At 58.1% G+C, this 12,234-nt stretch carries 16 protein-coding genes and 4 tRNA genes; 12 read left to right on the forward strand and 8 right to left on the reverse strand.

Annotation, left to right across the window (positions count from 1 at the left end; translation table 11 throughout):
* Position 1: 1 nt before the first annotated feature.
* The 4 genes from QVF59_RS12825 (at position 2) to QVF59_RS12840 (ending at position 4,793) form a co-directional block, all read left to right on the forward strand.
* Entirely contained in the window at positions 2-556 is a 555-nt protein-coding gene (locus tag QVF59_RS12825) for a DUF4390 domain-containing protein (protein ID WP_287880391.1), read from the forward strand.
* A complete protein-coding gene (locus tag QVF59_RS12830) occupies positions 505-2,661 on the forward strand; it encodes a sensor histidine kinase (protein WP_240902538.1) in 2,157 nt (718 codons plus the stop codon). The genes QVF59_RS12825 and QVF59_RS12830 overlap by 52 nt, the downstream gene beginning before the upstream one ends.
* Positions 2,661-3,929: a sigma-54-dependent transcriptional regulator gene (locus tag QVF59_RS12835; protein WP_045846398.1), complete on the forward strand. Its 1,269-nt coding sequence runs from the start codon at positions 2,661-2,663 to the stop codon at positions 3,927-3,929. Before QVF59_RS12830 ends, QVF59_RS12835 begins: the two co-directional genes overlap by 1 nt.
* A gap of 108 nt (positions 3,930-4,037) precedes the next feature.
* Positions 4,038-4,793, forward strand: a complete 756-nt coding sequence (locus tag QVF59_RS12840) for a HesA/MoeB/ThiF family protein (RefSeq protein ID WP_287880396.1) — start codon at positions 4,038-4,040, stop codon at positions 4,791-4,793.
* 212 nt (positions 4,794-5,005) lie between these two features.
* Here QVF59_RS12840 and QVF59_RS12845 read toward each other — a convergent pair whose 3' ends face one another.
* The 5 genes from QVF59_RS12845 to QVF59_RS12865 all read right to left on the reverse strand — a co-directional run bounded on the left by QVF59_RS12845 (position 5,006) and on the right by QVF59_RS12865 (position 7,813).
* Entirely contained in the window at positions 5,006-5,497 is a 492-nt protein-coding gene (locus QVF59_RS12845; protein WP_287880398.1) for a TlpA disulfide reductase family protein, read from the reverse strand.
* Positions 5,498-5,554: 57 nt separating this feature from the next.
* Positions 5,555-5,962 (reverse strand): acyl-CoA thioesterase, encoded by a 408-nt coding sequence (locus QVF59_RS12850; RefSeq protein ID WP_240902537.1) that lies wholly within the window; start codon positions 5,960-5,962, stop codon positions 5,555-5,557.
* Positions 5,963-5,990: 28 nt separating this feature from the next.
* Complete coding sequence (locus QVF59_RS12855) at positions 5,991-6,365, reverse strand: VacJ (RefSeq protein ID WP_159880017.1); 375 nt, start codon at positions 6,363-6,365, stop codon at positions 5,991-5,993.
* A 14-nt stretch (positions 6,366-6,379) separates the two neighbouring features.
* Complete coding sequence (locus QVF59_RS12860) at positions 6,380-7,246, reverse strand: energy transducer TonB (RefSeq protein WP_159880016.1); 867 nt, start codon at positions 7,244-7,246, stop codon at positions 6,380-6,382.
* A 102-nt stretch (positions 7,247-7,348) separates the two neighbouring features.
* Entirely contained in the window at positions 7,349-7,813 is a 465-nt protein-coding gene (locus QVF59_RS12865) for a Dps family protein (protein WP_159880014.1), read from the reverse strand.
* Positions 7,814-7,917: 104 nt separating this feature from the next.
* On the opposite strand from QVF59_RS12865, the gene QVF59_RS12870 reads away from it, so the two are divergent.
* The gene (locus QVF59_RS12870) at positions 7,918-8,214 is read left to right on the forward strand and encodes a DUF167 domain-containing protein (RefSeq protein ID WP_287880403.1); all 297 of its coding nucleotides are present in this window, start codon (positions 7,918-7,920) and stop codon (positions 8,212-8,214) included.
* A gap of 11 nt (positions 8,215-8,225) precedes the next feature.
* Here QVF59_RS12870 and QVF59_RS12875 read toward each other — a convergent pair whose 3' ends face one another.
* Entirely contained in the window at positions 8,226-8,648 is a 423-nt protein-coding gene (locus tag QVF59_RS12875; protein ID WP_159880010.1) for an FxsA family protein, read from the reverse strand.
* 17 nt (positions 8,649-8,665) lie between these two features.
* Here QVF59_RS12875 and cutA point away from each other — a divergent pair, with 17 nt between their 5' ends.
* The 6 genes from cutA to QVF59_RS12905 all read left to right on the forward strand — a co-directional run bounded on the left by cutA (position 8,666) and on the right by QVF59_RS12905 (position 9,957).
* Complete coding sequence (gene cutA / locus QVF59_RS12880; protein WP_159880008.1) at positions 8,666-9,007, forward strand: divalent-cation tolerance protein CutA; 342 nt, start codon at positions 8,666-8,668, stop codon at positions 9,005-9,007.
* A gap of 137 nt (positions 9,008-9,144) precedes the next feature.
* A tRNA-Lys gene (locus QVF59_RS12885) sits at positions 9,145-9,220 on the forward strand.
* Positions 9,221-9,229: 9 nt separating this feature from the next.
* A tRNA-Lys gene (locus tag QVF59_RS12890) sits at positions 9,230-9,305 on the forward strand.
* 30 nt (positions 9,306-9,335) lie between these two features.
* Positions 9,336-9,411 (forward strand) — tRNA-Lys (locus QVF59_RS12895).
* A gap of 11 nt (positions 9,412-9,422) precedes the next feature.
* A tRNA-Lys gene (locus QVF59_RS12900) sits at positions 9,423-9,498 on the forward strand.
* 132 nt (positions 9,499-9,630) lie between these two features.
* Entirely contained in the window at positions 9,631-9,957 is a 327-nt protein-coding gene (locus QVF59_RS12905; RefSeq protein ID WP_287880407.1) for a hypothetical protein, read from the forward strand.
* Between the two features lie 50 nt (positions 9,958-10,007).
* On the opposite strand, the gene QVF59_RS12910 is transcribed toward QVF59_RS12905, so the two are convergent.
* Together QVF59_RS12910 and pyrE are read right to left on the reverse strand one after the other, a co-directional pair.
* The gene (locus QVF59_RS12910) at positions 10,008-10,613 is read right to left on the reverse strand and encodes a DUF4124 domain-containing protein (RefSeq protein WP_159880004.1); all 606 of its coding nucleotides are present in this window, start codon (positions 10,611-10,613) and stop codon (positions 10,008-10,010) included.
* The gene (gene pyrE / locus QVF59_RS12915) at positions 10,614-11,258 is read right to left on the reverse strand and encodes an orotate phosphoribosyltransferase (protein ID WP_287880409.1); all 645 of its coding nucleotides are present in this window, start codon (positions 11,256-11,258) and stop codon (positions 10,614-10,616) included.
* A gap of 76 nt (positions 11,259-11,334) precedes the next feature.
* Here pyrE and QVF59_RS12920 point away from each other — a divergent pair, with 76 nt between their 5' ends.
* The gene (locus QVF59_RS12920; RefSeq protein WP_287880412.1) at positions 11,335-12,117 is read left to right on the forward strand and encodes an exodeoxyribonuclease III; all 783 of its coding nucleotides are present in this window, start codon (positions 11,335-11,337) and stop codon (positions 12,115-12,117) included.
* Positions 12,118-12,234: the final 117 nt, after the last annotated feature.

Consider the following 12,234-nt stretch of genomic DNA (forward strand, 5'->3'; position numbering starts at 1 on the left):
GGTGTTATGGCTACTGGTCTGTGCCGTCACTACGGCACAGGCCGACGGCATTCTTGCGCGTCGTGCCGATGCTGAGCTGACGCAGGATGGTCAGCTCTCGCTCAGCACCCGCTTTCAAACCAAGCTTTCCAGCAGTCTGAATGATGCCCTGGCACAGGGCGTTGTCTTGACCTTCCGTCTGGAGTTCGAACTTACCCGGCCCCGCAGCACCGCGTATTACCTCAATCTCAAAGAGTGGTTCGAACCCCACGCCAGTCTCACTTTCAAACTGTCCTATCAGTCGTTGACCAGCCGTTACCGTGTCACCATCGGCAGTTTTTCAAATTATTACCGTTCTCTCGCCGAAGCCATGGGGGCCTTGGGGTCTATCCAGGACTGGCGTGTGCTGCAAAGCGGTGCGCTGGACCCTCACAGCCCGGGCAGCGTGGCCGGCCGCGTGCGGCTGGTGCTGGATATCAGTGAATTGCCCAAACCCTTTCAGCTCAATGCATTGGGCTCGGGTGAATGGAGTCTGTCCTCCAACTGGACGGCCATCAACATGAAAGAAGCAAGCTGATGCGCTATGCCGCCATTGCACTGGCGACATTCGGAGCCATCATGCTCTACCTGCTGGCCGTAGCAACCGGCAATGCTTCCAAGCTGGCCGAGTACTACTGGTGGGTGTTCGGGCTCAACAGCCTGTTGCTGGTTGGTCTGCTCGGCGTAGTGGGGCGGCAATTGCTACGTCTGCGTCAGCGGGTAAAGGGGCGGGTATTCGGCGCCAAGCTGACACAGCGGCTGGTGATGATGTTTGCCGTGGTGGCCTTGGTACCCGGCCTGCTGGTATTTACCATCTCGGCCCAGTTTCTGACGCGCAGCATCGAAAGCTGGTTTGATGTCCGGGTAGAGTCCGCACTGGATCGTGGGCTGGAGCTGGGCAAGGGTGCTCTCAACTACGTGCTGGATGATGTCGCCCGCAAGAGCCGGGTGGTGCTGGATGATATCGACGGCCTGCCCGGCATCATGCTGCCCTCAAGGCTGGAGCGCTTGCGCGAGCAGTTGGGGCTGCGCGAAGTTGCCATCTTCAACAAATCCGGTCAGTTACTGAATTTTGCCAGCAGCAATGCAAAGCAGCTGCCCTTGCCGCCGTCGCGGGACAGCCTGCGTGGCCTGAAACTGCGCCAGAGCAGCAAGTCGATCGAAAATGATGCCAGCGGGCTGGCCTTGCGCGTGCTGCTGTCGTACCGGACCGCAGAAGGGGAGTGGCGCGTACTGCAGGTTGTGCAGGCGGCCCCCCAATCCATTGCGCGTGATGCCGAGCAAATTGAAACTGCACGATCCGAATACCATCAGCTGCTGTTGTCACGTGACGGTCTGAAAACCTTCTACATGTTGACGCTGGCACTGGCCTGTCTGCTGGCGCTCACCTCGGCGCTAGCATTTGCACTATTCCTGTCCGAGCGTCTGTCTGCGCCGCTGTCCGAGCTGGCCGCAGGTACCCGCGCGGTGGCGCAAGGTGATTTCTCCAAGCGCCACCCGGTATACCGGCGTGACGAGCTGGGCATGCTCACCACCCTGTTCAACCGCATGACTCAGCAGCTGGATGAGGCCCGTCAGACTGCTAACCAGACCCAGCAAGCCCTGGAAAGCGGCAAGCTTTACCTGGAAAGCATTCTGGCCAATCTCTCTGCCGGAGTGATTGCATTGGATGCGGCCTGGCAGCTGCGTGCCGCCAATACCAGTGCCGGACGCATACTGGGCGTCGATTTTTCCGAACTGGTACCCTATCCGGTCGAGCAGTGGTCCACCCGGGTTCCGGCCTTGATTCCCTTGGTCGATACCATGCTGCAACATGGTGAAAACAAGCAGGAAGAAGAATGGCAAACCCAGCTGGACTATGTCACCGGTCATGGCCCACGCAGCCTGCTGGTACGCGGTGCCCGCTTGCCGGAACGCTCCGGAAGCGGTTATGTTGTGGTGTTCGACGACATTACCGAGCTGGGCAGGGCGCAGCGGGATGCGGCTTGGGGCGAGGTGGCCAAGCGGCTGGCGCATGAAATCCGCAATCCGCTCACCCCCATCCAGCTGTCGGCCGAACGACTGGCCATGAAACTGACTGCCAAGCTCGACGGGTCGGATGCCGACATGCTCAAGCGTTCCACCGACACCATCATCAAGCAGGTGGCTGCGCTGAAGAATATGGTGGATGCCTTCCGCGATTACGCCCGGGCACCACGCATCAAACTCAGTGAACTTGATCTCAATCAGGTAGTGCGTGAGGTCAGCACGCTGTACGAATCCAATCCGGCTGTTAAGATTGAGCTGGAAGACAGGCCGCTGATGATCATGGGGGATGCCGCACTGTTGCGGCAGGTATTGCATAACCTGATGCAGAATGCGCAGGATGCGGTCCTTGACGTTGACATCCCGATGATTCACATTAGCAGCCGACAAGAAGGAAGAAACGCGGTCGTCTGCGTGCAGGACAATGGTTCGGGCTTTCCGGCCGAGCTCCTGCCACGCGCGTTCGAGCCCTATGTGACCAGCAAGCCCAAGGGTACGGGGCTGGGACTGGCGGTGGTGAAGAAAATAGCGGAGGAACACCATGGTCAGGTCACATTGGGGAATGGCGAGCAGCAAGGCGCGCGAATTCTTCTCACCCTGCCATTGCTGGAGGCCTAATGCGTAGCAGCGATATATTGATTGTTGATGACGAGATCGGAATTCGTGAACTGCTCTCGGAGATCCTGCAGGATGAGGGATACACGGTTGCCCTGGCGGAAAACGCCGAGGTAGCCCGGCAGTTGCGCAACCAGACGCGTCCCGCGCTGGTGCTGCTGGACATCTGGATGCCGGACTGCGACGGGGTCACCCTGCTCAAGGAATGGGCCAAGTCCGGCCAACTGAACATGCCGGTGGTGATGATGTCTGGCCATGCCAGTATCGACACTGCGGTAGAGGCAACCCGTATCGGGGCTTTCGATTTCCTGGAAAAGCCGATTGCCCTGCAAAAGCTGCTTACCACGGTGCAACGGGCACTGAAGTATGGCGACATGCAGGCCAATACCTCGCTGAACCTGGACAAACTGGGCCGCAGCGAGCCGATTCAGGAGCTCAAGCGCCAGCTGGAGCGGGTGGCCAAGGTCAAGTCCCCGGTATTGCTTACCGGCGAACCGGGTTCCGGATTCGAACTGGTGGCGCGTTTTTTCCATCAGGGCAACACGCCCTGGGTGACGCCGGCCAAGCCGGAACAACTGGCTGATGCGCCGCTGGAATTGCTGCAAAAAGCCAATAACGGTGTGCTGTTTCTGCCGGAAATCGGCCAGTACAACCGCCGGGTGCAGCAGGGCTTGTTGTTCCTGCTGTCCAAGCTGGACCGCTTCAATGTGCGTCTGCTGTGTTCCTGCAGCCGCCCTTTGCAGGAACTGCTGGTCGATCCGGAGTGCGACAACCGCCTGCTGACGGCGCTGTCCAGCGTGATCGTGCCGATTCCACCGCTGCGCGAGCATGCGGAGGACATCATCTTCATCGCCGAACAGATCCTGATCGAGCTGGTGGAGTCTCGGCAGATCCCCAACAAGAAACTGACCACCGCAGCGCTGAATGCCCTGCGTCAGTATGACTGGCCGGGGAACCTGGAGCAGCTGCGCAGCATCATCAAGAGCCTGGCGCTGACCTCCGAGTCGGATGATGTGGACGCACCGGAAGTCAACAAGGTACTGGCGCAGTTCCGCCATGAAAAACCGGTGGAAGAGTCGGGTTTTGACTTCAACATGCCCTTGCGCGAATTGCGTGAACAGCTGGAACGTCGTTATTTCGAGTACCACATCTCGCTGGAAAACGGCAATATGAGCCGGGTTGCGCAGAAAGTGGGCCTGGAACGTACCCACTTGTACCGCAAGCTCAAGCAGCTGGGCATCAAGTTCGCCCGCAAGGTGGTCGAAGAATAATCCGCCACTTGCTCAACCAGACGCCAGCCTCGTGCTGGCGTTTTGTTTTTCCGGCTAGCTCGCAGGAACTATGGCGCCGGCCTGCCGATTTGACTAAGCTTTGACCCCATGACAGATCTGAACGATGCGGCGCTGCTGCGCTACAGCCGGCATATCATGCTGCCGGAAATCGATATTGAAGGCCAGCAGCGGCTGGCAGCGGCCCGGGTGCTGGTGATTGGTGCCGGCGGACTGGGCTCGCCGGTGGCGCTGTACCTGGCCAGTGCCGGTGTTGGCCATATCACGCTGGCGGATGATGATGTGGTGGAGTTGAGCAATCTGCAGCGCCAGGTGGCACACGACATGGATTCGCTGGGGCAGAACAAGGCTGAGTCGGCCCGTGCCCGCATGCTGGCACTCAATCCGGACATCGCAGTGCGGGCGCTGGGCGAGCGGCTGGATGCCCAGCGGCTGCTGCAGGAGGCCGGCCTGCATGATCTGCTGCTGGATTGTTCGGACAATTTCACCACCCGCCATGCGGTGAACCGCGCCAGCGTGGCTGCCGGGGTGCCGCTGGTATCCGGTGCGGCAGTACGCTTTGCCGGACAGCTGGCGGTGTTTGATCCGCGCGTGGCGGGTTCGCCCTGTTATCACTGCCTGTTTGCCGAGGAGGGCGAGGCATCCGATGGCCCGTGTGCGACCTTTGGCGTGTTGTCACCGCTGGTGGGAGTGATTGGCAGCTTGCAGGCAGTGGAAGCGGTGAAACTGCTGGCAGGGCGTGCGCCGGTACTTGGCCGCCTGACCTTGTACGATGCGCTGAGCGGCGAATTCCGCCAGATGAAGTTCAGCCGCGATCCGGACTGTCCGGTATGTGCGGTGCGTTGAAGAACCCTCTCTCGCTTTCTGAAAAGAAAACGAGGCTCACGTCTTCTCTTCAATTGGCAGGGTAAGGGCGGGGGATAGGGAATCGATGGGAAGGCTGCGGAAGAAATAGCTTAGTCGAAAGGCCCGGCTTTGCCGGGTCCAGTGCAATCGAACCAGATTACTATGCCAGCAGCCTGAAGCCCCACTTTGGCGGGGCTTTTTGCTGACCGGGCTCAGGCGCCCAGTTGCTGGTTCAGGATCTGATGGACTTCCTTGAAATCCATTACCCCGACATAGCGCTTGAGGATATTGCCCTGCTTGTCGATCAGAAAAGTTGTGGGTGCCAGCTGGATATCGCCGAAGGCCTTGGCAATGCTGCCCTGGCCATCTAGGGCGACAAAGAAGGGCAGCTGGTTTTTCTGCACAAAAGCCTGCACGTAATTGGGCGGATCATAGCTCATGGCCACCGCCATGATTTGCAGTCCCCGCGCACCGTATTGCTGGTGCAGCTTCTTGATTTCGGGCATTTCTTCCACGCAGCCCGGGCAGCTGGTGGCCCAGAAATTCACCAGTACCACCTTGCCCTTGAGCGAAGCGGTATCGGCCTGCTGGCCGCTGAGCGAGGTATAGCTGACCTGTGGCGCTGCATTACGGTCGAACAGGGTGGTGTAGGCAATCAGGCCGACGACGGCAAGGGCCAGGAGTGAGAGCAGAGCCTTCTTCATGCGTGGTAATCCGAATGGTGGAAAAACGGTAGCCCCGCATTGGCGGGGCCTCCGGCATTATTGGTCTTGCATGGACTGCAAGAGTTCCTTCAATTGTCCCTCAAGCGTTACTGCCTTGTTCTGCTTGGCGTCAAATACCACGAAGGTGACATCGGCTTCGGCCACAAGCTTTTCGCTGCCAGCCAGTGTAACGCGCTGGTGCATCACTGCACTGCGGCTGCCAATGGTCTTGACCGAGGTGGCAATGGCCAACTCGTCGCCCATGGTGGCCGGGTAGCGGTAGTCGATGTTGATGTTCACCACCACCAGTGCCAGGCCGGACTGCAAAAACCAGGGCAGATCGCCGCGTTCTTCGAAGAAGGTCCAGCGCGATTCTTCGAGAAACTCCAGGTAGCGGGCATTGTTGACGTGGCCGTACAGATCCAGATGATAGCCCCGGACCTTGATGCGTGTTTCATGTGTCATGTGTTTCCCCTCGGTGTGAAGCTGGGACTCAATCCTCGGCATTGAGGTCCAGCGGAACGAATGGTTCGCGCTCTAGTGGCGTCTCGACCATATCGGTAAGAACGGAGTGGATTTCAACATCGAACCACTCCAGGAACAGGGCCGGCGTCAGTTGCTCCGGCCACAGTGTTTCGTCATCGCACCAGTCGGCCAGTTCGGCCTGAAACAGCATACGGTAGTGCTGCAATACAAAATCATGGGCGGATTCATAATCGTCAGCGGCCGGAATCAGCAGGGCATTGCAGTCCCGGGTCAGGGCTTCCAGCTCCAGCTGGCCATCCAGCTCGCCCGGCAGTTGCTGCAGCCATGCCAGAAAGGGTGCACGCGGGCGGATCAGGGCAATGCTGCGGTTGACTTCAAACATGGTGAATCCTTGTATTAATGGCTGGAAATCTGGTTATCGCGCGTAAAAGCGAAAGTCTGCACGATGATTTTGGAGCCCTGCGGCGCGAGTGATGGCGGGAAGGGGCTGAATGGCGCGCTCATCTGCACGATGCGTTTCGCCCCTTCGTCTAGCACATCTTGCCCTGAGCCGCGCAGGATGCGGCACTTGAGCAGGCTGCCATCGGCGGCAACAGTCACTTCCAGCGTTACCGAGCCATGGATGTTCTGCCGGCGGGCCTGCTCGGGGTAGTTGAGGTTGCCTATCCGTTCGATGCGCAGTCGCCAGTCGGTCTGATAGCGCGACCATTCGTAGCGATGGGTGCTGTCGCCGTTGCTGTTCTTGCGGCCTGATTCCAGGCTGCTGTCGTTCATGGTGACGTCGCCACGTACGGCGCTGAGCTGGCCTACCTGGGCCAGCAGGCTGCCGGAATTCACCGGGGCAGCTGGTTTGTCAGTGGACTCGGCAGAGGGCGGAGGCAATGCCGGAGATTTTTTGTCTACCGTCTGGCGTATGGTGTGAACCTGCCGTGGCTGTGGTGTGCTGTCGTCGAGCGATGCCGATGGTGTCTGAGCCGGCGGCTCGTTGGACTGGCGATGGCTGGCCTGCTTGTGTTTTTGCTCGGTGTTGCCGCTGCCCTGGTTATTGTCCAGGCCAAGGCGGCGGGTATCCGGGGGGGCCAGGCTGGGCTGGGCTGCCAGATTGACGCTGATGGTGTGACTGTCCGGCAATTGCAGCGGACGTACCCATCTAATCATGCTGGAGCCGAACAGCAGCACATGTGCCAGCAGCGATGCAGCAATCATGATGAATAGTGTCAGCTGCGGATTGCGGCTGACCGGGGTGCGCAGATGGGCGGTCATGGGTGTACGGCGGCCTCCATAGGTCTGCAGCAGTTTAGCATGGCTGAGGAAGTACCAGAAAAAACGCCGTGCAATGCACGGCGTTCTACTGGTGTTGACGGCTTACTTGTCCAGCATGCTGCGCAGCATCCATGCGGTTTTTTCATGCACCTGCAGGCGCTGGGTCAGCAGGTCGGCGGTGGGCTCATCCGCGGCACGGTCGGCCAGCGGAAAGATGCTGCGGGCTGTACGGCAGAGGATTTCATGGCCATCCACCAGCTGGGCCAGCATTTCTTCCGCTTTCGGTACGCCGCTGGCTTCTGCAATGGCCGTCAGTTTGGCGTAGTCGGCATAGCTGCCCGGTGCAAAGTGGCCGAGTGCGCGAATGCGCTCTGCAATCAGGTCTACCGCCAGTGAAAGTTCGTTGTATTGGGTTTCGAACATCAGGTGCAGGGTGTTGAACATCGGCCCGGTGACGTTCCAGTGGAAATTGTGGGTTTTCAGGTACAGGGTGTAAGTGTCAGCCAGCAGGCGGGAAAGGCCATGGGCAATGTCCTGGCGGTCTTGTTCGTTGATGCCGATATCCATATGCAAACTCCTGATTGATGGGAACGCCAGGCCATGTCTGCGGGCTGGGCTTGCCGGCCTGCGGCAGTTCTGGTCTAGAATTGCCCTTTTGCGGAAAAATCACCATGAAACCCTGGCTGGTCTGTAATGGCAGTGTGGTACGACTTACTCTGCACGTGCAGCCCGGTGCCAGAAAAACCGAAGTCGCCGGCGAACATGGCGACTGTCTGAAAATCCGTCTTGCGGCACCCCCTGTTGATGGTAAGGCCAATGCAGCTTTGCTGGCATGGCTGGCCGACTGCTTTTCGGTTGGCAAGCGGGCGGTCAGCCTGCAGGCCGGAGACAAAAGCCGACACAAGGTGGTGTCCATTGCTACGGCGCTGGATGAAGCTGCGGTACTGCAGCTGCTGCAAGTCCAGTAAGCACCGTTACTTTAGTGAATACGGCGCGGATCATTGCCCTTGGGCTCAACCCGGCTGAATTCGCCTTCGATCACATCATCAGCCATTGCTGTCGGGCTGCCCACATTCTTCAGGGTCGGTCCCTTGAATGGCAGCAACAGCAGGATGGCCAGCAAATCGCTCAGAATACCCGGAATGGCGAACAGCAACCCAGACAGGGCATAGCGCAGTGGCCACAGCAATGAGTATAGCGACACCTGCTGGCCCTGGCGCAACACGCTGGACAAGGTAAGCAGAGCGCCCAGCTTCTGGTTGCGCAGCATCCAGATGCCCAGCATGCTGCTGGCCACCACCAGCAGGAACACCACACCACCACCAAGATGATGGGCCAGGGTAACCAGGGTGGCGATTTCCAGCAGGGGATAAATCAGTAACAGCAATAAAATGGCGCGCATCGAATCAAGGTATCCGTATGAATTATCTGATGGTGTTTTGCAATGTGCCGGACGAAACAACGGCCAAACACATTGCTCATGTTCTGGTGCAGGAGCAACTGGCTGCCTGTGTCAATATCCTGCCCGCCTGTCGGTCGGTTTATATCTGGCAAGGCTTGCTGGAAGAAAGCAGCGAAATTCCCTTGCTGATCAAGACGACACAAGCAGGCTATGCGGCTTTGCAACAGCGTCTGCTGGCATTGCATCCCTATGATGTGCCGGAAATCGTCGCAGTGCCAGTCACGCAGGGCTTGCCCGCTTATCTGACATGGGTATCGCAGGCGGTGGTTTCAAGAGATGCCGGCCAGGTGGCAGGATAATTTTCGACTTGCAGCAATGCGGCCGAGTTCCAGCCGTTTAGCATGAATTTCTGGTCTATGCCCCGGTTTTTTCAAATTAATTCGGTAAAAGTATTGACTGAAAAAGGCTGTTTTATTATAGTTGCGAACTCTTTCGTGGGTCGGTAGCTCAGCCGGTAGAGCAGCGGACTTTTAATCCGTTGGTCGCGAGTTCGAATCTCGCCCGACCCACCAGTTTTACCCGGGTTGTTAGCTCAGTTGGTAGAGCAGCGGACTCTTAATCCGTAGGTCGAGTGTTCGAGCCACTCACAACCCACCAAGTTTTCCGGTTTTGCCGTCAAGCAAGATCGGGTCGGTAGCTCAGCCGGTAGAGCAGCGGACTTTTAATCCGTTGGTCGCGAGTTCGAATCTCGCCCGACCCACCACCGTTTTACCCGGGTTGTTAGCTCAGTTGGTAGAGCAGCGGACTCTTAATCCGTAGGTCGAGTGTTCGAGCCACTCACAACCCACCAGATAGTACAAAAAGCCCGGTCGGCAAGCTGACCGGGCTTTTTGTTTTGTCGATCTGACATGGTGATATCGTCAAGCCGGCTGTGGGTGTGGATAATGACAGAGTCAAGAATACCTGTGAGAGGGTCCGGCCAATGATCAAACATTTTGCCTTTGTGATGCTGCTGGCTGCTCCGCTGCCACTGCTGGCGCAGACGATCGATGAACAATTGCTGTCGGCGCAGATGGCCTATCAGCAGGCCAATAATATGCAGGAGCAGGCGGCAGAGCGGCTCAAGCAAGCCCAGGCTGCCAAGTTGCAGGCAGACCAGCGTCTGGCAGATGCCCAGGCGGCGGTACAGCGTGCTACGGATGAGCTGGCTGCGGCTGGCAGTGCCGATGCTGCGGCAAAGCAGCAGATGCAACAGCAAACCAAGCAGTTGGATGAGGCCTGGAAGCGCAAGGACGCTGGCGGTCAGTGAGTGGCTGTTCGATAGGATGAAAAAAGCCGGAATCTTCCGGCTTTTTTCATTTACTGTCTGCTACGGGTGATCTGCTGGTAGCGCGTAATGTCTTCTTGCATTTTCTGACGCACGCTGTTGAATTCAGCCTGCTTGGTAGCAAGCTGCGCACCCAGGCCTTTCTGCTCCTGCTGAATCACCTGGATATTGTGTTGCAGGCCAGCCGGTACCGGGCGGTGCATTTTCTGACTGACATCCTGCTCCTTGAGCATGTCGCGCAGTTGCAGGTTGAGAGATTTCAGGCGTGAGTACTGGGCATCCAGCGATGCCTGCAGAATGCTCAGCTGTTTTTCGCGGTCAGCTTTTAATTCGTCGATATTGCGATAGCTTTCCAGCAGCCCCTTATCGTAACGGGCGCTATCCAGCTGGCGCTGCTGCTCCTGCTTGTGCTGGGCTTCGCTGGCTTCGCGCTGGCGGCGGGCCTGCTCGCTTTCTGCCTGCTTGCGAACGGTACCCTGTCGGCTCAGTTCGGCCACCCCCTGCTTCTGGTTCTGCAGCGGGGCGGAGTCGCTGTAATGCACCTTGCCTGCGTCGTCCACCCACTTGTACAGCGCACCATCAGCCATGGCAGTGCCGCAACCCAGCAAGAGCAACAAGGCAGGAAGATGCTTGGTCATTTAATCATTCACTCCATATTGGGCGCGGTAGTCGCGTACTGCAGCCAGATGCTGCGCCAGTTCCGGGCTGTCTTCCAGAAAGCCCAGCAGGTCTTTCAGGGTGGCAATGGCCACAACCGGCATGCCATATTGCTGGGTCACTTCCTGCACGGCAGACAGGCTGCCAGTACCGCGTTCCATGCGGTCCAGTGCAATGGCCACCCCGGCAGGTGTAGCTCCGGCGGCACGGATCAGCTCGACCGATTCCCGTACCGAGGTACCCGCGGAAATCACATCGTCGATGATCAGCACGCGGCCTTGCAGGGGGGCGCCAACCAGGGTGCCGCCTTCGCCATGATCCTTGGCTTCCTTGCGATTATAGGCAAAAGACACATTGCGGCCTGCTTCGGCCATGGCCATGGTGGCACCGGCGGCCAGGATGATACCCTTGTAGGCAGGCCCGAACAGCATGTCGAACTCGATATTGCTTGCCATTATCGACTTGGCATAGAAGCGCGACAAGTGCAAGGTGGACAAACCGTCGTTAAACAGGCCGGCATTGAAGAAATACGGCGATTTGCGCCCGGCCTTGGTGATGAACTCGCCAAACTTCAATACCTGCTTGTCGAGTGCAAAACGGATAAAATCTTGGCGGAAATCGCTCATATCATTCCTCATAGAGACTAGTTAACTATCTGAACGGCTGGAAAATTTGCCGGCAAGGATAGCACAGGAGACTGCATTGCTTCGAATCGTTTCAGCCAATCTCAATGGCATCCGCTCGGCGGACAAGAAAGGTTTTTTTGACTGGTTGTCCGGCATTGCTGCCGATTTTGTCTGTGTACAGGAGCTTAAGGCACAGGCGGGGGACCTGAGCGAGCGCATGCGCGCACCCGATGGCATGACTGGCTACTTCCACTATGCCGAGAAAAAGGGTTACAGCGGCGTGGGGGTGTACACCCGCCGCCAGCCCGACAGGGTGGTGGAAGGCTTGGGGGTGGACTGGATCGATGCCGAGGGCCGTTTCCTGCAGCTGGATTTCGGTAATCTGAGTGTGGTGTCGCTCTACCTGCCTTCCGGCTCCAGCAGTGATGAACGCCAGCAGGTGAAGTTCCAGTTTCTTGATGTGTTCATGCCACATCTGGAGCAATTGAAAGCTGCCGGGCGGGATATCGTAATCTGTGGCGACTGGAATATTGCCCACAATGAAATCGATCTGAAAAATTGGAAGGGCAATCTGAAAAACTCCGGCTTCCTGCCCGAAGAGCGGGCCTGGATGACAGACCTGCTAAGCCGGGTGGGCTGGTGCGATGTCTGGCGCAGCCTGTATCCGGATCTCCCCGGCTATAGCTGGTGGAGTAACCGCGGCCAGGCTTATGCCAAGGATGTGGGCTGGCGCATCGACTATCACATCGTTACACCGTCACTGATGGCGTTGGCAAAAGCTGCCTCGGTGTACAAGGAGGAGAAGTTCTCCGACCATGCACCGCTGACTGTCGATTACGCGCTGGACCTGCCGGCTTGATGAATTTGTGTTGAGCATCGTGTGCTGGCAACAAATTGCAATGATTGTCTTAACCCTTTCTTACGTCTTACGCCTAGGATGAAGTTATCGTTTGTGCGTGTTCGCCGGCAGTGCAGG

This window comes from Aquitalea sp., assembly GCF_030150775.1.
Classification (GTDB): domain Bacteria; phylum Pseudomonadota; class Gammaproteobacteria; order Burkholderiales; family Chromobacteriaceae; genus Aquitalea; species Aquitalea denitrificans.

Excerpts from the sequence above, each read along its gene's own strand:
- QVF59_RS12855 (WP_159880017.1), bottom strand. The coding sequence starts at position 6,365 with ATGTTTGAAGTCAACCGCAGCATTGCCCTGATCCGCCCGCGTGCACCC.
- QVF59_RS12865 (WP_159880014.1), bottom strand. The coding sequence starts at position 7,813 with ATGGATATCGGCATCAACGAACAAGACCGCCAGGACATTGCCCATGGC.
- QVF59_RS12835 (WP_045846398.1), top strand. The coding sequence starts at position 2,661 with ATGCGTAGCAGCGATATATTGATTGTTGATGACGAGATCGGAATTCGT.
- QVF59_RS12875 (WP_159880010.1), bottom strand. The coding sequence starts at position 8,648 with ATGCGCGCCATTTTATTGCTGTTACTGATTTATCCCCTGCTGGAAATC.
- QVF59_RS12840 (WP_287880396.1), top strand. The coding sequence starts at position 4,038 with ATGACAGATCTGAACGATGCGGCGCTGCTGCGCTACAGCCGGCATATC.
- QVF59_RS12850 (WP_240902537.1), bottom strand. The coding sequence starts at position 5,962 with ATGACACATGAAACACGCATCAAGGTCCGGGGCTATCATCTGGATCTG.
- pyrE (WP_287880409.1), bottom strand. The coding sequence starts at position 11,258 with ATGAGCGATTTCCGCCAAGATTTTATCCGTTTTGCACTCGACAAGCAG.
- QVF59_RS12870 (WP_287880403.1), top strand. The coding sequence starts at position 7,918 with ATGAAACCCTGGCTGGTCTGTAATGGCAGTGTGGTACGACTTACTCTG.
- cutA (WP_159880008.1), top strand. The coding sequence starts at position 8,666 with ATGAATTATCTGATGGTGTTTTGCAATGTGCCGGACGAAACAACGGCC.
- QVF59_RS12905 (WP_287880407.1), top strand. The coding sequence starts at position 9,631 with ATGATCAAACATTTTGCCTTTGTGATGCTGCTGGCTGCTCCGCTGCCA.
- QVF59_RS12830 (WP_240902538.1), top strand. The coding sequence starts at position 505 with ATGGAGTCTGTCCTCCAACTGGACGGCCATCAACATGAAAGAAGCAAG.
- QVF59_RS12845 (WP_287880398.1), bottom strand. The coding sequence starts at position 5,497 with ATGAAGAAGGCTCTGCTCTCACTCCTGGCCCTTGCCGTCGTCGGCCTG.
- QVF59_RS12910 (WP_159880004.1), bottom strand. The coding sequence starts at position 10,613 with ATGACCAAGCATCTTCCTGCCTTGTTGCTCTTGCTGGGTTGCGGCACT.
- QVF59_RS12860 (WP_159880016.1), bottom strand. The coding sequence starts at position 7,246 with ATGACCGCCCATCTGCGCACCCCGGTCAGCCGCAATCCGCAGCTGACA.